This window comes from Prevotella herbatica, from assembly GCF_017347605.1.
Taxonomy (GTDB): domain Bacteria; phylum Bacteroidota; class Bacteroidia; order Bacteroidales; family Bacteroidaceae; genus Prevotella; species Prevotella herbatica.
This window is the reverse complement of sequence record NZ_AP024484.1, coordinates 1,953,985-1,975,455: the sequence shown is the minus strand read 5'-3', so window position 1 is coordinate 1,975,455 and position 21,471 is coordinate 1,953,985. Positions and strand designations below refer to the sequence as shown.

20 protein-coding genes are annotated in these 21,471 nt (G+C 37.2%); 6 read left to right on the top strand and 14 right to left on the bottom strand.

Going from position 1 to position 21,471, the window contains the following annotated elements; all coding sequences use genetic code 11:
• Window positions 1–78: 78 nt before the first annotated feature.
• The 8 genes from prwr041_RS07330 to rpmH form a co-directional block, all read right to left on the bottom strand.
• Complete coding sequence (locus prwr041_RS07330) at window positions 79–447, bottom strand: DUF3244 domain-containing protein (protein WP_207153181.1); 369 nt, start codon at window positions 445–447, stop codon at window positions 79–81.
• A gap of 143 nt (window positions 448–590) precedes the next feature.
• Window positions 591–2,318, bottom strand: a complete 1,728-nt coding sequence (locus prwr041_RS07325; protein WP_207153180.1) for a hypothetical protein — start codon at window positions 2,316–2,318, stop codon at window positions 591–593.
• A gap of 56 nt (window positions 2,319–2,374) precedes the next feature.
• A complete protein-coding gene (locus prwr041_RS07320; protein WP_207153179.1) occupies window positions 2,375–3,043 on the bottom strand; it encodes a NigD1/NigD2 family lipoprotein in 669 nt (222 codons plus the stop codon).
• Window positions 3,040–4,191 carry a 1-acyl-sn-glycerol-3-phosphate acyltransferase gene (locus prwr041_RS07315; RefSeq protein WP_207153178.1) on the bottom strand — a complete coding sequence of 384 codons (1,152 nt, stop codon included), beginning with the start codon at window positions 4,189–4,191 and terminating at the stop codon, window positions 3,040–3,042. Before prwr041_RS07315 ends, prwr041_RS07320 begins: the two co-directional genes overlap by 4 nt.
• 4 nt (window positions 4,192–4,195) lie before the next feature.
• Window positions 4,196–5,191 carry a D-alanine--D-alanine ligase gene (locus prwr041_RS07310; RefSeq protein ID WP_207153177.1) on the bottom strand — a complete coding sequence of 332 codons (996 nt, stop codon included), beginning with the start codon at window positions 5,189–5,191 and terminating at the stop codon, window positions 4,196–4,198.
• Between the two features lie 15 nt (window positions 5,192–5,206).
• Window positions 5,207–6,271, bottom strand: coding sequence for an RluA family pseudouridine synthase (locus prwr041_RS07305; protein ID WP_207153176.1), 1,065 nt, complete (start codon window positions 6,269–6,271; stop codon window positions 5,207–5,209).
• A 10-nt stretch (window positions 6,272–6,281) separates the two neighbouring features.
• Window positions 6,282–6,980: a PASTA domain-containing protein gene (locus prwr041_RS07300; RefSeq protein WP_207153175.1), complete on the bottom strand. Its 699-nt coding sequence runs from the start codon at window positions 6,978–6,980 to the stop codon at window positions 6,282–6,284.
• 267 nt (window positions 6,981–7,247) lie between these two features.
• Entirely contained in the window at window positions 7,248–7,403 is a 156-nt protein-coding gene (rpmH, locus tag prwr041_RS07295) for a 50S ribosomal protein L34 (RefSeq protein WP_207153174.1), read from the bottom strand.
• 311 nt (window positions 7,404–7,714) lie between these two features.
• Here rpmH and efp point away from each other — a divergent pair, with 311 nt between their 5' ends.
• The 3 genes from efp to radC all read left to right on the top strand — a co-directional run bounded on the left by efp (window position 7,715) and on the right by radC (window position 10,143).
• Complete coding sequence (efp, locus tag prwr041_RS07290; protein ID WP_207153173.1) at window positions 7,715–8,281, top strand: elongation factor P; 567 nt, start codon at window positions 7,715–7,717, stop codon at window positions 8,279–8,281.
• A 121-nt stretch (window positions 8,282–8,402) separates the two neighbouring features.
• Window positions 8,403–9,452, top strand: a complete 1,050-nt coding sequence (locus prwr041_RS07285) for a glycosyltransferase (RefSeq protein ID WP_207153172.1) — start codon at window positions 8,403–8,405, stop codon at window positions 9,450–9,452.
• The gene (radC, locus tag prwr041_RS07280) at window positions 9,415–10,143 is read left to right on the top strand and encodes a RadC family protein (RefSeq protein WP_207153171.1); all 729 of its coding nucleotides are present in this window, start codon (window positions 9,415–9,417) and stop codon (window positions 10,141–10,143) included. The genes prwr041_RS07285 and radC overlap by 38 nt, the downstream gene beginning before the upstream one ends.
• An 18-nt stretch (window positions 10,144–10,161) precedes the next feature.
• Here radC and prwr041_RS07275 read toward each other — a convergent pair whose 3' ends face one another.
• Together prwr041_RS07275 and prwr041_RS07270 are read right to left on the bottom strand one after the other, a co-directional pair.
• Window positions 10,162–10,929 carry a UDP-2,3-diacylglucosamine diphosphatase gene (locus prwr041_RS07275; RefSeq protein ID WP_207153170.1) on the bottom strand — a complete coding sequence of 256 codons (768 nt, stop codon included), beginning with the start codon at window positions 10,927–10,929 and terminating at the stop codon, window positions 10,162–10,164.
• Window positions 10,930–10,954: 25 nt separating this feature from the next.
• Window positions 10,955–11,275 carry a metal-sulfur cluster assembly factor gene (locus prwr041_RS07270; protein WP_207153169.1) on the bottom strand — a complete coding sequence of 107 codons (321 nt, stop codon included), beginning with the start codon at window positions 11,273–11,275 and terminating at the stop codon, window positions 10,955–10,957.
• Between the two features lie 251 nt (window positions 11,276–11,526).
• Between prwr041_RS07270 and prwr041_RS07265 the strand changes: the two genes are divergently transcribed.
• From prwr041_RS07265 to prwr041_RS07255, 3 genes are read left to right on the top strand one after another with little or no spacing between them, the layout of a single operon-like run.
• Window positions 11,527–14,307 (top strand): TonB-dependent receptor, encoded by a 2,781-nt coding sequence (locus tag prwr041_RS07265; RefSeq protein ID WP_207153168.1) that lies wholly within the window; start codon window positions 11,527–11,529, stop codon window positions 14,305–14,307.
• A gap of 18 nt (window positions 14,308–14,325) precedes the next feature.
• Window positions 14,326–15,600 (top strand): DUF4876 domain-containing protein, encoded by a 1,275-nt coding sequence (locus prwr041_RS07260; RefSeq protein WP_207153167.1) that lies wholly within the window; start codon window positions 14,326–14,328, stop codon window positions 15,598–15,600.
• Window positions 15,590–17,140 (top strand): DUF6850 family outer membrane beta-barrel protein, encoded by a 1,551-nt coding sequence (locus prwr041_RS07255; RefSeq protein WP_207153166.1) that lies wholly within the window; start codon window positions 15,590–15,592, stop codon window positions 17,138–17,140. Before prwr041_RS07260 ends, prwr041_RS07255 begins: the two co-directional genes overlap by 11 nt.
• A 100-nt stretch (window positions 17,141–17,240) precedes the next feature.
• Here prwr041_RS07255 and prwr041_RS07250 read toward each other — a convergent pair whose 3' ends face one another.
• The 4 genes from prwr041_RS07250 to cdaA form a co-directional block, all read right to left on the bottom strand.
• Window positions 17,241–18,260, bottom strand: a complete 1,020-nt coding sequence (locus prwr041_RS07250) for a sugar kinase (RefSeq protein ID WP_207153165.1) — start codon at window positions 18,258–18,260, stop codon at window positions 17,241–17,243.
• A 61-nt stretch (window positions 18,261–18,321) separates the two neighbouring features.
• Window positions 18,322–19,530 (bottom strand): acetate kinase, encoded by a 1,209-nt coding sequence (locus prwr041_RS07245; RefSeq protein WP_207153164.1) that lies wholly within the window; start codon window positions 19,528–19,530, stop codon window positions 18,322–18,324.
• 20 nt (window positions 19,531–19,550) lie between these two features.
• Window positions 19,551–20,564 (bottom strand): phosphate acetyltransferase, encoded by a 1,014-nt coding sequence (gene pta / locus prwr041_RS07240; RefSeq protein WP_207153163.1) that lies wholly within the window; start codon window positions 20,562–20,564, stop codon window positions 19,551–19,553.
• Between the two features lie 124 nt (window positions 20,565–20,688).
• Entirely contained in the window at window positions 20,689–21,465 is a 777-nt protein-coding gene (gene cdaA, locus prwr041_RS07235; RefSeq protein WP_207153162.1) for a diadenylate cyclase CdaA, read from the bottom strand.
• Window positions 21,466–21,471 lie beyond the last annotated feature (6 nt).

Below are 21,471 nucleotides of genomic sequence, written 5' to 3'. Positions count from 1 at the left end.
ATCATTTCACTGTTCATTATACAACTACTGGTTTCTACCAAATGATGCGTACTATTTACATATTCTGAAGAATACTTATTATAGTATTAGAGTCCCTTCATATATTTGCGTTGACGTTTTCAAAAACAGTTGATATTCTCCATCTGATAGTGATGTTGGAATTGCAATAGAATTTATTCCATATGGTACATTTACACAATAAACAATATCTCCTTGATTATCTTGTATTTGAACAACTATATCTTGAAAAAAGCTATTATTTAAAAACAATGTATTTCCTTCAACACTAACAATCGGCATTGCTTGAGGTGCACGAGTGACAGGTGTAGGTCTTGGATCTATAACCGTACATGTCAAATCAATTACATAACCATTCACCCCATTATTTGCCACTACAGATATAGTCGCAGTACAAATGAAAAAAAAGAAAGTTAAAAGCCTTTTCATAATTATTTGCGTTATTATTTTGTAGTGCAAATATATTAAAAATGAGAAGAAAGGACTTAGATATTATTGATTTTAACCTTTACATATTTTACACGTTTTTTGTATATCACTGATAATGAGCGATATACAAAAACAGAGTTTGATTATGATTTTCTAATTTTCTCATCAAAACTTTGTGCTCCACCTTTTAAGTTGTAAAGAGATAACAGTAATTTAGCACGAATATTAGTTATAACTTGTGGAGAAACATCTAATAAACATGCCATTTCTGAAGGTAAGAATCTTAATCTTGTCAAAAGGCAAAGGCTAAACTCACGCTCTTTTAATACACTTCCCTTAGTTATAAGAAATGACAAAAACGCATTATCATATTTCTCAAAATGTAAGCGCAAATTTTTAATATCCGAATATGAAGCTTGTTGACCCTTTTGAGATAGTGCATGCAAATAATTCACAATAGGAGCATTGAAAAAAGCATCACGCATTCCCCATTGATCAGGACGCAACTTATCACTTTGCTGTAATGATAGCTTTTCTTGCAGACTCTCTATCTCATTGTGAAGCCGATCTATAAACTCATTATTTAGTGAATCTTTCTTTTTAAGAGTGCGTGATAATTCTTGTTCTCTATTTCGCAGCGTAAGGATATCAAATGCATAACTTGTATTTTGTTCTTTTATTTTATTGAAACGAAGTCTATTTCGCATATAAAAGATTAGGAAAAGTAAAAATAGCACTATTATAATAACAATAATAAGCGCTGTTCGAATTTTCAGTTGGTACTCTTTCTGTTGTGCCAGATCCTTATACATGCTATAATTAAAAATGGCATGCATCTGTTGCAAATGTCGCGTGGACATATGTGCATAAGATGAATCAACAGCACTGTTCCATAGTTCACTATATTTTACTATAGAATCAGCTTCCTTCTCTTTTTTATATAAATTGAATAATCCTTTAGCTGCCGCTTGCTTGTTATTATAATCATTATAAGTATAAAGTTCGTGTTCAAAAAAATATTTTGCAGAGTCAATTTTATTAATACCTAAATAATAGAGCCCTTTATAATATTCATTAATACCATTTTCATTAGTATTTATATTTGTTTTGCTAAAATACTTATGAGAAATATCCATGTAGTATTTTGCCTTAACAAACTGTTTTTTTAAAAGATAAATGTAAATTTCTATATCAGAAGGTAGAACAGCTAATTCTTTATATCCATATCTACGATACAAATCACGTACATTTTTATTTGTTATAAAAACAGAATCGTACTTCCCCATTAAATAATATGCCATGCCTTTATCTTTATAGTATGACAAAGCTCCTAATGTATCTTTTGCTATGAATGCATATTTACTAGCAAGTTTAAAATAAGAAAGCATAATATTATACGAGTCTTGTTCTTCAAATATACCTCCCATCTGTCCATAAATTCTTGACAAGGTATAAAAGTCGCAGTCTTTATTCGATATGTCAGCATACTTTATTGCATCTTCATAATACTTAATTGCAAGAGGAGTATCTCCCATGTCACGATATACACATCCTAGAAGAAATGTCGCTTTCATACGCTCATTGGCATTGCCATTCTCCAAATAGTAATCAACGACATCAGTCATGGTACTGTCTGATTTCAGCGAGATAAAGAACTTATTGTGTGCACTGGCAAGCAACAATTCATATCTCATTTTATCAGCTTTTGTGAAATCAGCTTTATTACGACCTATCTTACGTAATAACGTCAATGCTGTTGTATCAGAGTTATGAATGCAAGTATCTATTTTACTCCACTCTTCATTATGTGCATTATTGGTACAACCTATAAGGCAAATACATATTATTATTAATATTACAAGATGTTTCATTGCTTATTGTTCTATATAGGCTATAACAATGGTAGGATTATTATGATATAAAAAAATTAAATCTCAAAATCCTTCGTAATTATTCCATTATACGTGTTTATGGAAAGATGTATAATATAGCCTTTTGGCAAATTAGCTATAGGAATACTTATATAGCCTTTAGTAGAATAATATTCAGGAACACCGTTTTGGTCATGATACATACGAAGACACAGTTCATGTGTGCCATCAGACTTTGATACCACCCCATCATTAATAATTGAGATGGTTTGAGAATTAGTAGATGCATCCTGTTGACCTGTCTTGACATAAAAGCCTATATTAAGGTATTTGCGATTTGTACTGACCCATGCACTTTCAAAGTTAACAGGATCGGTATGTATTTCCTTAAAATCACTTTGAGAGTGATATGCAACAACAGGCACACGCGAAATACTGTATGCTTTTGTTGTATTATTGCCTACATTATTATAATAATATAGCAGCGCACGATAATCTGAGTCAGACTTCGCAGCCCAGTCTGCAGAAACATGCGGACTTAGCACCAAAGAATCACCGTCATCAGTTTTCACATAGTTTATCTCTTTTGCAGAAATAGTATGTGCCTCAACGAAATCAGCCTTGAGATATGAATACTTTCCATCTCCGCTATCGTAGTTATCTTCCTTACATCCAAAAAGAGTAAACGCTACTAATACACTTATTATAATAAAGTTTCTTTTCATCTTGCGGATAAATAATTTCTCAATGGGTTAGCATACATTGTAAGCATACGTTCACGAAGGAAGTCTTCGTCCTTAGACGGAAGTTCTATCTTTGCGAGCTGATCAGCTATATAAGTTTCAAACTGGGCCTTCTGTTCAGGAGTATAGAACTTACCAGCGAAGTCTGCAGAACCATTAAGAATATCCAGAGCTACATAGTTACCCGGATAAAGCATATAACCATTATATATAGCTTTATCAATATGTTCAGCAACAATTCTATAAATATCAGTTTTTGGAACATCAGGCATTATTGTATCAAGAAAATCATCTATGCACTTAGCACATTGGTAATGTACGTGTCCCTTATATCCTATGATACCAGTCTGCATACTCACGATATCATCCTGAGGCTCTTTCTTCCAACCTTCAACATCACGTTTCAGTTGAAACTCACGCGCCTTAAGAAAATCACAAGGATCATATTCATAAGATATAGCAAGAGGAACGATATGCAAATTTTTAAGACGTTCTACAATGCTGCCATTTCCGCCCATAGCCATCATCTTTAGAAGAGCTTCCTGAGTACGATCATTGCTATCCTTAGCCCTACCTTCACGCTGTGCAATCCATATATTTTCATGCTTCTCATTGATGGCAAAATGCATATAATCAGATAATAGTTTACTTGACATTAGCATCTGACGCATAGGTAATCCACGTTCAACAATAAAGCTCTTGTTAACTCTAACCACATCTTTTATCCACGGAAGCGAAAGAAGGTTGTCACCAATAGCGATCTCACATGTGGTAGTGAATTTAGCATCAATAAGCAACTTATCCAATATAGCAGAGTCGAGTACGATGTCACGGTGATTGCTTACAAATGTGTAGCGCTTTGTGTTATCAATATTTTGAGAATCCATCTCACATCCAGTACTACCCTTCTTGAGAACGTTTTTCACAAAATCATAACTAAAAGCCAATTGAAACTCATGACCATTTTTGCAACTGCGCATTTTCTTGGCAACGACATCAAATGGAACACCTGGATACAAATAAGCTAAAACGCTTTTAAACTGTTCATTTGAAAGCAATCTGTCATACGCCATCGGGAGATCTTCTTCCTCCCAAGGGCGTATATCATCGAACTCTTTTGGTATAATCATATTTTCAGAATTGATTTTCAACTATATCGCTAAGCACGCTCTTTATCTCAAGACCTGCTGCACGAACCTGCTGAGGAATAAAGCTTGTTGCTGTCATACCTGGAGTAGTATTGATTTCAAGCATATTCACAACATCGTTTCCTTCTTTATCCTTAGATATAATATAATCTATGCGAATGATACCGTTTGCATGAAGAATGTCATAGATGCGATTTGTCTCTTCAGCAACTTTAGCTGCTGTCTCTGGATTAAGACGTGCAGGAGTGATTTCTTGAACTTGACCATTATATTTGGCATCGTAGTCAAAAAATTCATTGTTTGTAACGACTTCTGTTGCAGGTAGAACTACAGACTTATTCTTAGTCTTGTATACGCCCTGAGAAATTTCGATTCCTTCCAAGAAGCCTTCGATCATCACCTCGTCGCTCTGCATAAAAGCAACTCGAAGTGCAGGAGCAAGCTGATCAGCATTCTTTACCTTTGAGACTCCAAAGCTACTACCATCAGCAGCTGGCTTTACAAAGCAAGGCATACCTATTTTCTCGCTAATTTCAGCTTCATCATACTGTTCACCACGACGCAACAAAAGACTATTTGCAACCTTTACCCCAAAGCCACGAAGATAGTTGTTTAGCACAAACTTATCAAATGTCATCGCTTCAACAAGAACTCCACTTGTAGAATAAGGCAGATGTATAAGGTCAAAATAACCTTGCATTACTCCATTTTCTCCAGGTTGTCCATGAATAGTGATATAAGCATAATCAAAATAAACAGATTTACCAGCCATAACAAACGAGAAATCATTCTTGTCTATTTCAGCAGTATCGCCGTTATCAAAGTTTATATGCCAATCCGTACCCTTTACATCAACAATATAAATATTGTAACGTTCTTTGTCGAAGAAAGAGTACAATCCCTGAGCAGAGCGCAGAGATACGTCGTGCTCTGATGAATCGCCACCACATACAATGGCTATGTTTCTCTTTAAATTTTCCATTTTATTATATATTTTTTATTCTGCAAAAGTATCTTGTGTAGTCCCTTTTATGTAACCTCTCCACTTTTCTATGAGACTACTGAAATCAGCAGGCCATTCAGAATCAAAGTCCATCTGCTTTCCTGTTGTGGGGTGAACAAAGCCCAATGTCTTGGCATGCAGAGCCTGACGAGGACAAAGTTTAAAGCAATTCTGAATAAAAGCTTTATATGTACCGCTGCGTTGGCCACGAAGAATTTCATTGCCCCCATAAGTCTCATCTGCAAACAGAGGATGACCGATATTTTTCATGTGAGCACGTATCTGATGTGTGCGTCCTGTTTCTAGTATACATTCAACAAGAGTAGTATATCCAAAGCGTTCGAGAACTTTATAATGAGTTACAGCAGTTTTGCCAATTCCACTATCGGTAGGAAATACCTTCATTCTCAATCTGTTTTTAGGATCACGAGCAACATTTCCTTCTATTCTTCCTTCGTCTTCGACAACATTTCCCCATACCAGTGCATTATAGCTACGGTGTGTGGTCTTGTTGAAAAATTGTTTGCCCAAAGCGGTCTTAGCAGCAGCAGTTTTAGCAACCAAAATAAGTCCACTTGTGTCCTTATCTATTCGGTGAACAAGTCCAACTTCAGGATCATTTGCATCAAAGCCCTCTAAATCCTTCAAATACCATGCTATAGCGTTTATGAGAGTCCCCGTGAAATTCCCTGCTCCAGGATGAACTACCATGCCAGCCTTTTTATTAACAACCATGACATCGTCATCTTCATAAGCGATATCTAGCGGAATATCCTCTGCAACGATACTTGTATCATGCTTAGGACGATCAAGTACAAGAGTTATCACGTCATTAGGACGTACTTTATAGTTACTTTTAACCGGCATTCCGTTCACACGGATAAACCCGGCTTCGGCAGCCTGCTGAATTCGATTACGACTCTGATACGGATTCTTTTCTGAAAGAAACTTATCAATACGTACCTGAGTCTGCCCTGGATCAACTTCTATCTTCCAATGTTCATAGAGTTGTTGATCATCTGTTTCAAATTCTTCAATTTCGTTTATATCTTCAATCATTTATTATTCTTTAAGGTGTTGTCTTATTTGATTCGGAATGTTCCGGTTCCGTAGTTTCCGAGCCTGGCACAACTTCAAATCCATCTACATCTCCATTACTCTCATCAACATCAGAACTAGTCGGGTCTACATAATCAACAGAATCAGCAGCATCTCTCTTACCATTACCAACCTGGATGATAAGTTTATCATCAACAGAAATTCTATCACCAGCCATCACATGATGACCACGAACAAGAATACCATATACCCAGTCTTTCTCACCAGATATGTACTGCGGCATACCAAGTTTAAATCCCATAGAAGTCAACTTAGCCATCGCCTCTCTAAGAGAACTGTTATCAATAACATCAGGAAGAGTTATCGTTGGAGTATGAGGAGAGTTAACAGTTACATATATGACATGCCCTTCCTTAACTCTTTCACCAGGTCCAGGAGTCTGTCCTAGGATACAATCAGGAGGAAGGTTCTTTACGTATCCAGTGTCACTGACTACAATTTTCAGTCCTGCATCATCAAGAATACGTTCTGCATCGCTAAACAATTTATGCTTAACATTAGGAATAGGAATAGACTGTCCATGATGTGTATATACATCAAGTCCGAACTTTACACCCAAGCAAAGCGCAACAACAACAGTAGCCATGGCTAGAAGATTCTTCCACAGATACCAGCTTTTAAACTTCTTGACGAATTCTGATGACTCCATTTATATACATTAATTTAATTGCTAAGATATTGCAAGCGAGTTAAATACATCAAATTAACTTGAATGCTTCGCCGAGTACAGCCTTATCTTATGCAAAGATAATGCAAGTTGAGAGAAGAACAAAATAAATAACAAAGTTTTTATTTATTATTACAAGTGCAACTCTGTTCCAACGCTAGTTAAATATATAAGACTTTATAACACAAAAAGCAGCAAGGAAATTACTTTCTTTGCTGCTTTTTATCGTGATCTGCGACCAACAACGGATTATTTACCGTGGTTCTCGCTAGATACAGTTAATTTCTTGCGACCACGAGCACGGCGAGATGCCAATACACGACGACCATTCTTTGTTGCCATTCTCTCGCGGAAACCGTGCTTGTTTACACGACGGCGGTTGTGAGGCTGAAATGTTCTTTTCATTTTTTTACGTATTTATTTTGTTATTTTATTGCTTGTAAATGATGTCGGAGCTATCCGCGCATGCAATTCCTCCACTTCTGAATTAAAAGTCAAAAACACTTCAAAGTATAATATCTACACTTTAGTAAAGTCAAGTTTAAACCTTTTGGGTTGCAAAATTACTCATAATTTTCGAAATACCAAAGAATTAAGAGATTTTTAAGTTGCAAATTGATGTTTTTTTATAAAAATATAGTAACTTTGCAGCCGAAATTCAGTTATAAACACTGCATCAAACGTTTTTAGAAATTATAAACATTAAAAATACAATAATGATTAATTCACAAGAAATTAAGATCGGTACATGTATTCGCATGGACGGTAAGATTTGGACTTGTATTGACTTTCAGCACAGGAAGCCAGGAAAAGGTAACACTGTTATGATAACCAAACTAAAGAATGTTGCTGATGGTCGCGTACTGGAGCGTACTTTCCAGGTTGGTTTCAAACTTGAGGATGTTCGCGTTGAGCGCCGTCCTTATCAATATCTTTATGAAGACACTACCGGAATGATTCTTATGAACCAAGAGACTTTTGAGCAAATTCCTGTAGGAAAGCAGCAGATTACTGGTGTTGACTTCATGAAAGAAAGCGACATCGTTGAAGTTGTTACTGATACTTCTGATGGCACGATTCTACTTGCTGAAATGCCTGTAAAGACTAATCTTCATGTTGCTCACAGCGAGCCAGGAATCAAGGGTGATACTGCAACAAACGCAACAAAGCCTGCAACTCTTGAAACTGGTGTTGAAGTTCGTGTACCTCTGTTCATCAACGAAGGTGACCTTATTCAGGTTGACACACGTGACGGAAGTTATTTAAGCCGCGTAAAGGAATAATTAAAAATCAAATACTTAGAGGTGAAAAAGTAAATACGTGGGAGTAAAAATACTACCATAAAATGTTTACTTTTTTACCTTTTTGCTTTTATGCACCTTGGTTACTCTATATATATAAATTATGAAATACTCCATAATAATACCTGTTTTCAATCGCCCTAACGAAGTTGACGAACAACTTGAAAGCCTAACAATACAGACTTTGACAAACTTTGAAGTCGTTATTGTCGAAGACGGTTCAAAGATTACATGCAAAGATGTTTGCGACAAGTATTCTGAAAAACTTGACTTAAAGTATTTCATGAAAGAGAACAGTGGTCCTGGGCAAAGTAGGAACTACGGAGCGGAGAGAGCTAATGGTGAATATCTAATAATTCTTGACAGTGACGTAGTGCTACCATCAAACTATATCAAAGCCATTGACGATGAAATCAACAGCAATGATACTGATGCTTTCGGAGGTCCCGATCGCGCACACGATTCATTTACCAACACGCAAAAAGCTATATCATATTCCATGACAAGCTTTTTCACAACAGGAGGAATACGCGGTGGAAAGAAGAAACTAGATAAATTTTATCCACGCTCATTCAACATGGGAATAAAGCGAGATGTTTACAGTAAGTTAAACGGCTTTAGCGATATGCGTTTCGGCGAAGATATAGATTTCAGCATACGCATTTTCAAGTCTGGATATAAATGTAGACTATTTCCTGAGGCATGGGTTTGGCACAAACGACGCACAGACTTCAATAAATTCTGGAGACAGGTTTTCAACAGCGGTATAGCTCGTATAAACCTATATAAGAAATATCCTGAATCACTGAAACTTGTACATCTATTACCAATGGTGTTCACTGTTGGGATGATTTTCCTTTTTACATTATGTATTACAGGAATCATTACGATGCTGACCTCAGTTGAAGGGAAATGGCAAACAACAGGTTGCATCATGACTTTATGTGCAGCCCTGCCTATAATGCTGTATTGCTTACTAATTTTCGCTGACTCCACAAAGGTTAATAATAGCATAAAAGTGGGACTGCTGAGTATAGTCGCCGCTTACGTACAACTAACGGGCTATGGTTGCGGTTTCATTAATTCATGGTGGAAACGTTGCGTAAGAGGAAAAGATGAATTCAGCGCATACAAAAAAACATTCTACAAATAAAGAAGTGGAAAAACTAACTATAACCAATTGGGCACTTGAAGATCGCCCACGAGAAAAACTAGAAAGACTTGGCGCCAACTCACTCAGTAATGCTGAATTATTAGGTATTCTGATTGGAAGCGGAAACACCAACGAGAGTGCTGTCGACTTAATGAAACGAGTTTTAAACGATTGCAACAACAATCTGAACACATTAGGGAAACTCAGCATTCAGCAGCTAGAGAAATATAATGGATTGGGGCCTGCTAAGGCGATAACGATTCTAGCAGCATGTGAACTTGGAAAAAGGCGATCTTTAGAAAAAGCAGAAGAACGCCATAACATAAGTTCAGCATCCGCAATATATGACTATATGCATCCTAGAATGCAAGACCTTGATATTGAGGAAGCATGGGCAATCATGCTTAATCAAAACTACAAACTGATAAAGGTTATGCGTATCAGTCATGGAGGAATAAGCGAAACTGCTGTAGACATTAGAATAATATTGAAAGAGGCTTTACTCTGCAATGCCACTGTTATTGCTATATGTCACAATCATCCAAGTAACAATCCATTCCCAAGCGGACCAGATGACCAACTGACTAAACGAGTTAAAAATGCATGCGAATTAATGCGTATATATTTCCTTGATCACGTTATAATAACAGACGGGAAATATTATTCATATCGTGAAAGCGGCAAATTGTAAAAAAGATAAAACCGCGCTTTAAAACTCGGTCTCACCTTCTACATATTGTTCCAGAAACATGTGCTCACCGTCAAATACGGCATAAGTGAACTGCCATATCCAGTCACCGAGAATAAGCATTCTAACTTTCTTGCTCAAATTCAAATCCAATTCTATATGTCGATGACCATAGATAAAATAATCTATATCATTATGAGTAGTCATATATTCATTAGTGAATTGTACAAGATACTCCTTATCCTCACCCATAAAAGGAACCTCTTTGCCATCAATACGCTTTATGCGACTATGCTTTGCCCAGTTTAATCCCAAAGACATCCCCCAACGAGGATGAAAAGAATTAAGCAACTTCTGGCACGTACGGTTATGAAAAATTTTCCTTAATATCTTGAATTTATTATCAGGATCTCCGAGTCCATCGCCATGAGCTAGGAAAAACACTTTTCCATATATTTCTGTTGTAACGGGTTTCTTGTGAACAATCAGTCCACACTCTTCCTCAAGATATCCATAAGTCCAAAGATCATGATTACCCGTAAAGAAATGAATTTCCACTCCACTGTCTGATAGTTCGCTCAATTTACCCAAGAAACGTGTATATCCTTTTGGCACAACATAACGATATTCATCCCAAAAGTCAAACATATCTCCCAATAGATATATAGCAGAAGCTTTATCTTTTATGCTATCAAGAAACCGAACAAGGCGTCTTTCCTGCATACGAGGATGCTCTATTGCCAATGATCCAAGATGGGCATCTGAGAGAAAATAAACATTCTTTCTCATAATCACTTTATCTAAATTTCTATTATCATTCAAAGCCCAGTTCTACACGAGCTTCTTCCGTCATCATACTTTGATCCCAAGCAGGTTCAAAAACGAGATTAACATTAGCAGAAGTAACACTGTCTACACTTTCAACCTTCGTACGAACATCCTCAAGGATAAAATCAGCAGCAGGACAATTTGGTGCAGTAAATGTCATATCCAGTTCCACACTAGCATCGTCTTGAACTTCTATTTTGTATATCATACCCAAGTCCCATATATTTACAGGTATCTCCGGATCGTAAACAGTTTTTAGTACATCTACGATATGCTCTTCTATCTTGGTCTTTTCTGTCTGTGTCATAAATATTCCCTTATGGTTTCTTGCAAAGTTAATATAATATTTGAAACCTACAAAAACATTAGCTATTTTTTGGTAACATTATCAAGCATAAAAAGAGAATTTTCCAAAAACAAAACGTTAAAAACAGCATTAAGTACAAAAATACCTACAATAAGGTATTGTCGATATTAATAAATTTTAATATATTTGCAAAATATAACAAAAAGATTAGTATTCAGTAATATAACATTTTCTAATAGTATTAAGTAAAGATGAAAAAAGCTACAACAATTATTGTCTTGTTATTAACTTTAATACTGTACGCAACAAATGTTTCGGCGCAGTCAAATAATAACAATACAAAATTCACAGTCAACCTGAAAGTGGCAGAAAAAGGTAGCCATGAGGCTATTATGATGGCAAGCTGTAACCTTAACCCACTTTCATCATTCGCAATAACAGACGTTGACGGAAAGACTTCTTTCAAGAATGTTCCTCAAGGGAGATATGTTCTTGAAATATCATATGTTGGTTATGAGAAATATCAAACTACTATTGACGTAAAGTCAAATTTAAGTCTAGCCATTCAAATGACTCCAACTTCTCTCGCTTTAAAAGAAGTTGTTGTAACGGCTCGCCAGAAATCATCCATAGCATCAACGACAAGTGTTATCGGGCGACAGGCGATAGACCACTTGCAGGCTACATCTCTTGCAGATATCATGCAGCTAATTCCTGGAAAGGAAATGGGAAACACTGACTTGACTCAGCAAAGCAATCTTCAACTTCGTACATTATCAAACAATAATACAAGTGCTTTTGGTTCAAGTATCATTATTGATGGTGTACCAATGTCAAACAATGCAGCAATGACACAAGGTGGTTTTTCCAGTACAGCATTCACGGGTACAGACCTTCGTCAGGTAAGTGCTGACAACATTGATAATGTAGAGGTTGTAAGAGGAATTCCTTCAGCCGAATATGGCGACCTAACCAGTGGACTTGTTATAGTTCATTCCAAGATGGGTGTAACGCCTTGGCAGTTTAAGGGTAAGGTTAATCCAGAACTGCAGAACTATTCATTAGGCAAAGGATTCAACCTTAACAAGGCAGGAATACTTAACTTTAATTTTGATTATGCAAAGGCATGGAGCGACCCACGCCAGAAGACACGTAGCTATGGACGTTATTCTCTAAACATAGGTTATGCTTATGACATTAGCAAAAAATGGCACACAGATACGAAGCTACGCTTCATGTACACAAAAGATTGGAACGGTAAAGATCCAGATGCAATTGCCGACGGCACATCAAGCAGCAACAAGAACTATACTTTCGGACTTACTCACAACGGTCGTCTGTCATTAGACAAACTTTTCATGCGTACGCTATCTTATACATTAGGAGTAAGCATGACGAAGATTGACAATAGTAATACTAGTTACATCTCTAGTGGTTCTGGGTTATTACCTATAATAACAGCAATGCAAACAGGATACTACAATGTACCTTGGATGACAAAGAGTTATCTGGCTACAGGCATCACTGAAAGCAGACCTGGAAACATTTTCGCAAAGATAAACGATTCGTTTTATTTCAAAGCAGGAAAAACAAGACAGAGTTTTAAAATTGGCGCAGACTACAGTTTAAACTGGAACAGCGGCAGGGGATATTATAATGAGAACGATTCATTGCCATACAGACCAAACAGTAATGGACGTCCACGAGCATTCTCTTCTATTCCCGCTCTACACCAAATAGCAGCTTATGCCGAAGACAATTTTACTTGGAATATAAACAAGATTAATTACCTTCGTGCAAATATCGGACTACGTTTCACATCGCAGCAACCGTTTTCTAATGTATCAACAACCTCTCTCTCTCCTCGTATCAACTTATCTTTCTCAGCTACAAAATGGTTGGATATTCGTGGAGGTATCGGTTTGAATAGTAAGACGCCAGGACTAGACTATCTGTATCCTGACAGAAAATATGATGACCGCGTTGCAGCCAACTATATGCCTCAGAATGATGCTGCTGCTCAACTATTGGCTTATCATACACAAGTGTATAATGTGGAATACAGCAAAGGTTTGAAAAATGCCACTACAACAAAGATAGAACTTGGACTTGACTTAAAGTTACCTGGTAACAGAAAGCTCAGTTTACTTGCCTATAGAGATAAAACTCCTAACGGATTTGGTTCTGCAACAGAATATTTCACTTACGCAAGTAATGTTTATACAGCTCAAAGCGGACTTGTTATCACTCCAGGTGCTGCAACTACAATCAATTATGATTCGCCTGCACGACAAGATTTGATATTCATGACTACCGGACGTGTAGGCAATACGAACACTACTGTAAACAAAGGAATAGAATTTGATTTTGAGTTAGGTGAAATAAAACCTATAAATACATCAATATTCTTCAGTGGTGCATATTCGGAGACAAAATCATGGTCAACCGATATGAATTCAAGAAGTGTGGCTGTGGTTAACCTTCCAACAAGTTATTCCTCTTATAACACAACTCCGTTTAAAGTAGTATATCCGTCTGGTCTTGACTACAACATGTATCGCAGATTTATTAACACGTTGCGTCTGGTAACTAACATTCCAAGTCTACGAATGGTAGCGTCTTTCACAGCACAAGCAATATGGTATGATTACAGCAGGAGCTTTGTTGCGAAAACAAGTCCTATAGGATATATCACACCAGACCTTGCCTATCACGATATCACAAATGATATGCAAAGCGGTTATCTTGACATGACTGGCAAATACTTTTCTTCAATGCCTAGTAATACCAGCATCGTAAAAATAAGTGACTTGAACATAAACCCTAGTGACGCCGTTCCAACAAAGAGTCCTATCACATGGAACCTTTCTGGAAGATTAACTAAAGAATTAGGAAATATTGGCGGTTTATCATTATATGTAAACAACATGATGTATTATGAACCGTATCTGAAATCAAGCACTACAACAACTTTATCACAGCGCAACACCAATACTTTCAGCTATGGCGTGGAGCTTTATTTCAATTTATAATTATAAAGTCATACAGATATGAACAAAATATACAAGAATAACAAGAGCCATTTAAATATTCTGTCAAACGGCAGCATATGGCTATATATATTGATGCTCATTCCCACACAACTCCTGATGGGATGCGTTGACTATAACGACGAGGCTAAAGCTATTTCAACTAACATTCAAATAAATCCACCTGTAGAATTTACCGTGGGTGGAAACTTATCAGATCACACAGTAACGCTAACCTCAAACACAGGCAACACTTTAACTGCGAAAACTGACGATAAGGGAGTGGCAGAGTTTAATCAAATAATTCCAGACGTTTACACAATATCTGCATCATGGGATATTGACCAAGCAGAATACTCTGCAGCTACAGGTAAAGTTGCAAGTGAAGGCTATTTCGCAACAATATCAGGGAATGTCAACAATCAACTAATAACGTCTGCCGACAAGATAAACTTGAATACTAATCTTGTTGCAGGTGCATCACTTCTGATAAGTAAGATGTACTATGCCGGTTCAAAAGATAATAACAACAAGAATTATTCAGCTGGTCAATTTTTAGAAATATATAATCAGACAAACAGTGAAATTGACGTATCAGGATTATATCTTGGTCTTATAGAAACTAATTCTACGCCAGCCTATTCTCTTGCCAATCTCAAAGATGTTTACAAAGATTCCGTAGTGTTATGCAAACAGATATTCCGCATTCCTACAAAATCTTCTCATATGATTGCCCCTGGTGGAACTATAATATTAACTAACAGTGCTATTGATCACACTGTTAACGGAGTACATGAATTTAATCTTCTTACGGCTGATTATGAAGCTAAAGATGTTACAGGTAAAACCGTGAACAATTCTGCCACACCCGCTTTGGACCTTATATTCTCCTCTTTCAGCGGTATTTCAAAAATGAATATATTAAATGGTGGTCCTAACGGTATTATAATCTTCCGCACAAAAGAAAATGTAGCTTCTTTCAAAACAACATACGCCTACGGAAAGACAAGTGGAACGCTATATAGTATTGTCCCAAAGAAATATGTCATTGATGGAGTTGATATCCTTAAATATAGTGCTACAGGTATAGACATTGCTACAAAGCACATGTCAGGAGATACTGACGGCGGATATATAAATATTAATTCTATAAATGGATATAATGGAGAGGTGATTTATAGAAAGACGTCTACACGTCGCGGAACTGACGGGCATAAGATTCTTCAGGACGGCAACAACTCTATTAATGATTTCCAAACTTCTACAACTATCAAGATTCGCGAATATGATGAATAAGTATATTTTATTAATAATATCATTGGCTGTAAATCCAGTCTTTGCACAAGACAGCCTTATGAGCCGTGGCAAATACATGTATCTTGATACCAAAGCTCTTTGGCACAATACAGACAATGCTGCAGGACTAGGTATAGACATGACTGCCAACCACGGAATAGCCAACTTTGATTATTCATATAACGGTGGTGACTATCGCCGTGTTCAGGAAGGTACGTCAAGTCATAATCTAAAGTTCTTTACTGAAAGATATCAAAAGATTTCCAAAATCCTTTATGGATATGGTAAGTTTGATTTCAACAACGGTAAAACGAAAGATCGTGCTTGGGCTGACGTTGTTCGCCCATACAATAGCGACCCTTATTTCAGCGGTTCGTCAGTATATGGAAACTACGATTTCCAGAATATAAATCTTACTGCGGCTATTGGTACAACCAGATTAGGGAAATGGAACTTTGGTGCACGCCTTGATTACAACCTAGGTGATTTAAGTCGTCTGCGTGATCCAAGATCAAGATCAGAACTTCTTGAATATAAACTCACTCCGTCTGCAATATATAACTTCGGCAACAGCAGTATAGGACTTGCTGCATGGTATAACCGACGCAAAGAGAAAATACAGAATGTAACAACCGTGCAGACTGACGCTACATTGAAGTATTATTTGATGAGCGGACTTGAGAATGCGAATGGAACAATCGGTGGTTACGGAGGTTTCAGCCGTGAATGGGTAAACCATAACTTTGGTACAGAATTATCTTATGGATATAAAGGTTATGTTTTAAATTCACTAAACAGTATAAGCATCCAGCGTGGAAGTGAAAGTGTGCTGGGCGTATACAAGTATAGCCCTGGTCACTATTACAATTACATATATGGATTACAGTCACAAAATAGACTGACAATTGGAAAATTAATTCATCAGATAGACTTTAAAGCAACTTACGAAGAGGGATTTGCTGATGAATACAGACAGAAACTTATTATCAATACAGACTCCCTAACAGGTTTCAATTCATATAGATATGATACCCAGATTAAATTTAATAAGCGGTATCAGATAAGAGTTCTAAATCTTGATGCACATTACAGAATGAACATTCCTTATAAAGACAGAATATTTGCTTACATGGGATTCATAGCCAACTATAATGATGTAAGCAATAAGTATCTTCTTAATACTTCAGAATTAAAATACGGACGCTTAAACATCGCATTTGAGGAAGGTATGAACTTATGCAACACAGGATTTGGATATGCCCTCAGTGCAGGATATAGTTTCTCCACACGTAACAGTATCAAACTGGCTGACAATACAAATGAATACGCACAAGGTGTTCTGTTACCTGATATGAAATATTATGCCGTAGACTATGGTTTCGTACATGGAGAATTGAGTTATGAGCACCCTATAACAATTAAGGGAACTACATCAAATTGGTTTGTCAAAATATATGGTGATTATCTGAAGACTAAGAAATATGATAATACAACATACAACAAATACACACTTGGAGTCAGCGTAGGAATTATCTACTAGACTACTTCAATAAGTATTTAGCTAAAAACAAAAAAGTCATACATGATAAGGTTAAACCTTTCATCGTATGACTTTTTAAATTATATAATGAAGTAAATCGTTAGTGATTCATCACTTCTATTATTTCATCTTCTATTGCTAAATTCTGGTCACCAATAATGGTATTTTTTATAGCAGAGGCAGCTATGGCGAAATCAAGACAACGTTGATCATCATCCCATTTCATACGGGCATGAATAAATGCAGCGACAAAAGCATCGCCACATCCCATAGGATCTACGACAGGATTAATATCATATATTTTTGTCTTATACAGTTTACCATCTGAATAAAGCACTCCTGTAAGAGTATGATGACTTGATGCGATTTGGTTACGCAAAGCTATCAACATACGCTTGCATCGTGGAAACTGCTTCTGTAATTCCTTGAAATAAGCAATATAAGCATCCTCATCAATCTTATACGAAGAATCAATTGCCTCAAAAGGTATATGCTTCAACGAACTGCCTACTTCCCATTCATTCTGATCACCAAATATAAATGAACTATATTCCATCAGTTTATGGAGGGTCGCCTTTGCGTTTGCTCCAGGATAATGCCAAAGATTCTTGCGGTAGTTGATATCACATGTAATTTCAACTCCCATCCTCTCTGCGAGTTCCAATGCATCAAACGTAGTATCCAAAGCGTCTTTGCTCATTGCACATGTAATACCTGAGCAATGAAATATCTTTGCGTCATCAAATATCGGTGCCCAGTCTATATCTCCATGCTTTAAACTATAAAAGGAACTATTGTTGCGATCATACACAACAACGGAATTACGCATAGATGCTGCCGACTCAAAATAATATGTACCAAGGCGGTCACCACCTTTTACTATATGACTTGTGTCAAGACCAAACTCACGAAGATGCATCAATGCCGCATTGCCAATAGGACCATCAGGAACACGAGTTACATACTCCACATTATCTCCCAACACAGATAGAGAGACAGCAACATTAGCTTCAGAGCCTCCAAAATCACCATTAAACTGCCTCCCTTGAGAAAGGCGGGAATTATTTTCCTTTGACAAGCGCAAAAGAATTTCTCCGAAAGTAACTATCTTCTTATCCATCATATAATTATAAAAAAGCCCACTCCTTAAAGGAGAGGGCTTATAGTAGTATATCCTTAAATTACTTGCCTGCTTTCTCAACGAGTTCCTTTGTATCGCGAGCGATAACAATTTCCTCATCTGTTGGCACAACAACAACTTTTACTTTACTGTCTGGTGTTGAGATTATAGCCTCATCACCATGAATCTTAGCATTCTTCTCGACGTCAATCTTTATGCCTAGATATTCTAGATTAGCACAAGCCTCTTCGCGTGTACCAGTCTGGTTTTCACCTACGCCGGCAGTCCATACAATAGCGTCAACTCCACCGAGAGCGGCAGCGTAAGCACCAATATATTTCTTTATGCGGTAATTGTACATGTTGAGTGCAAGCTGTGCACGTTCGTTACCTTCACGAGCTGCGTTTTCAATATCACGCATATCACTAGATATACCGGTAATACCAAGCACACCACTCTCCTTGTTCAAATAGTTTGCCATTTCCTGTGGCTTCATATTCAACTTATCCATGATATAAGTAACAGCTGATGCGTCTATATCACCGCAACGGCTACCCATCATAAGACCAGCAAGAGGAGTAAGTCCCATTGATGTATCTATAACCTTACCATTAAGTATGGCGGCAACACTTGCTCCATTACCGATATGGCATGTTATTATTTTAGAATTATTTATATCAAGACCAAGCATCTCACAAACGCGCTTTGATACATAACGATGACTCGTTCCGTGGAAACCATAACGACGTATGTGATATTTTTGATAAAGTTCATAAGGTACTGCATAAAGATATGCATAATCTGGCATTGTGCTATGGAAAGCATTATCAAATACACAAACCTGAGGTGTTGTAGGCATTAATGAATCTACAGCACGAATACCTTTCAAGTGACCTGCATTATGAACAGGTGCAAGATCGCAAAGTTCCTCTATGCCGTCTTCTACGCTCTTATCTACGATGATACTCTGTTTGTATTTGTCACCACCTTGTACGATACGATGGCCTACTGCATCAATCTCGTCAAGACTCTTTATTGCACCTATTTCAGAATCAAGCAGGCACTTGAACACCAAGCTTACGCCTTCCTTGTGTGTAGGAAGATCTGCCATTATCTGCTTTTTTTCCCCATTAGGAAGCTTTACCTTAATAAATGCATTGTCAAGACCAATACGCTCAACACCACCTTGTGCCAATACAGACTCATCGTCCATATTGTAAAACTTATATTTTATTGAAGAACTTCCGCAGTTAAGAACTAAAACTTTCATATATTTTGATTTAATGATTCTTATTTCTTTGCATCCTGAGCCTGACAAGCTGTAATAGCTACCATGTAATAGATATCATCAACAGTACATCCACGACTAAGATCGTTTACAGGACGGGCTATACCCTGAAGTACAGGACCAATTGCAACGGCATTACCTAAACGCTGTGCAAGTTTGTAACCAATATTTCCAACCTCAAGGTTTGGAACGATAAGAACATTTGCCTTGCCTGCAATGTCACTGTTAGGAGCTTTCTTCTCAGCAACAGATGGTACAAGAGCTGCATCTGCCTGCAATTCACCATCAAGTTTCAAATCAGGAGCCATTTCATGAGCTATTTTTGTTGCCTCAACGACCTTGTCAACAACCTCATGCTTAGCACTTCCCTTTGTTGAGAAACTCAACATTGCTACACGAGGTTCTGCAAATCCAGCAATAGTCTTTGCTGTTTGAGCTGTACAAACAGCTATCTCTGCAAGCTGCCTAGCGTCTGGAACAGGGGTAACTGCAACGTCACCCATAACAAGAACACCATTCTCTCCAAATTCTTTCTGCTGAGAGAACAAAAGTAATCCACCACTTACACATGTAACACCTGGTGCACATTTGATTATCTGAAGTGCAGGACGAAGAGTATCGCCTGTAGTGCTCAATGCACCACTTATCTGACCATCAGCGCCTTCAGTTTTTATAATCATACAACCAAGATACAAATTATTTTTTGTAACTAGCTCGCGAGCCTGTTCAATTGTCATACCTTTTTTCTTGCGAAGTTCTGCAAGTTTTTCAGCATATTCTTCACTCTTAGGGTTGTTCATTGGATCAATAATAGTAGCCTTGCCTATGCTTCCAAGTCCCCACTCTTTAGCGAGTTTCTTGATGTTGTCTGGGTTACCAATCAAAATGATTTCTGCCATGTCGTCAGCCAAAACTTTATCGGCTGCCCTTAAAGTGCGCTCCTCCTCAGCTTCTGGGAGCACGATGCGCTGCTTGTCAGCTTTAGCGCGCGCAACTATTTGCTGTAATAAGTCCATAGTTTGTTAATATGTATATAATATATAAATTTCGAAATAAAATATTTAAATTGCTATTTACAGTTTGCAAAATTAGCAAAATTAATTGAAACAAGGAGTTGGCTAAGGATAAAAAAATATAAAATCAGTCTATTTCGCGGGTTAAAATACTTTCAAGCTCCTCTGCTGACAATCTTAAATGGAACTGTCCCTTTACAGCTACGCTAATTCTTCCGGTTTCTTCACTCACAACAACAGCTATCGCGTCACTTTCCTGACATATTCCCATAGCAGCACGGTGACGCAGCCCCAGCTCTTTTGGTATATCTCTATTATGACTTACTGGCAATATACATCCAGCAGCAGTGATTCTTTTATTAGATATAATCATCGCACCATCATGAAGCGGAGAATTCTTAAAAAATATGTTTTCAATAAGTCGCTGATTAATATTAGCATCTATCACATCACCAGTATCAACAATATCATCAAGTGGCGCACCTCGCTCTATAACTATCAAAGCACCTATCTTTCCTTTAGACATACTCATACAAGCCATAACGATTGGCATGATAGTTACTCGGGTAGCTTCCATATCTTTATCCCTTTTACTAGACGTGAACAAACGAGCGAATCGTCTTATTCGCTGATGTGCGCCAAGTGTATAAAGAAATTTTCGTATTTCCTCTTGAAAAAGTACGATCATGGCTATAACGCCAACACTCACGAGTTTGTCAAGTATAGCCCCCAACAAGCGCATTTCAAGCACTTGACTTACAAAAAGCCACACGATAACAAAAACCATAACACCGATAAATATATTCAACGAGCGACTTTCCTTCATCAATCGATAAAGGTAGTATAGTATCAGTGCGACAAGAAAAATGTCTATGATATCTTTTATTCCAAATTCAAAAGGCATTTGTAG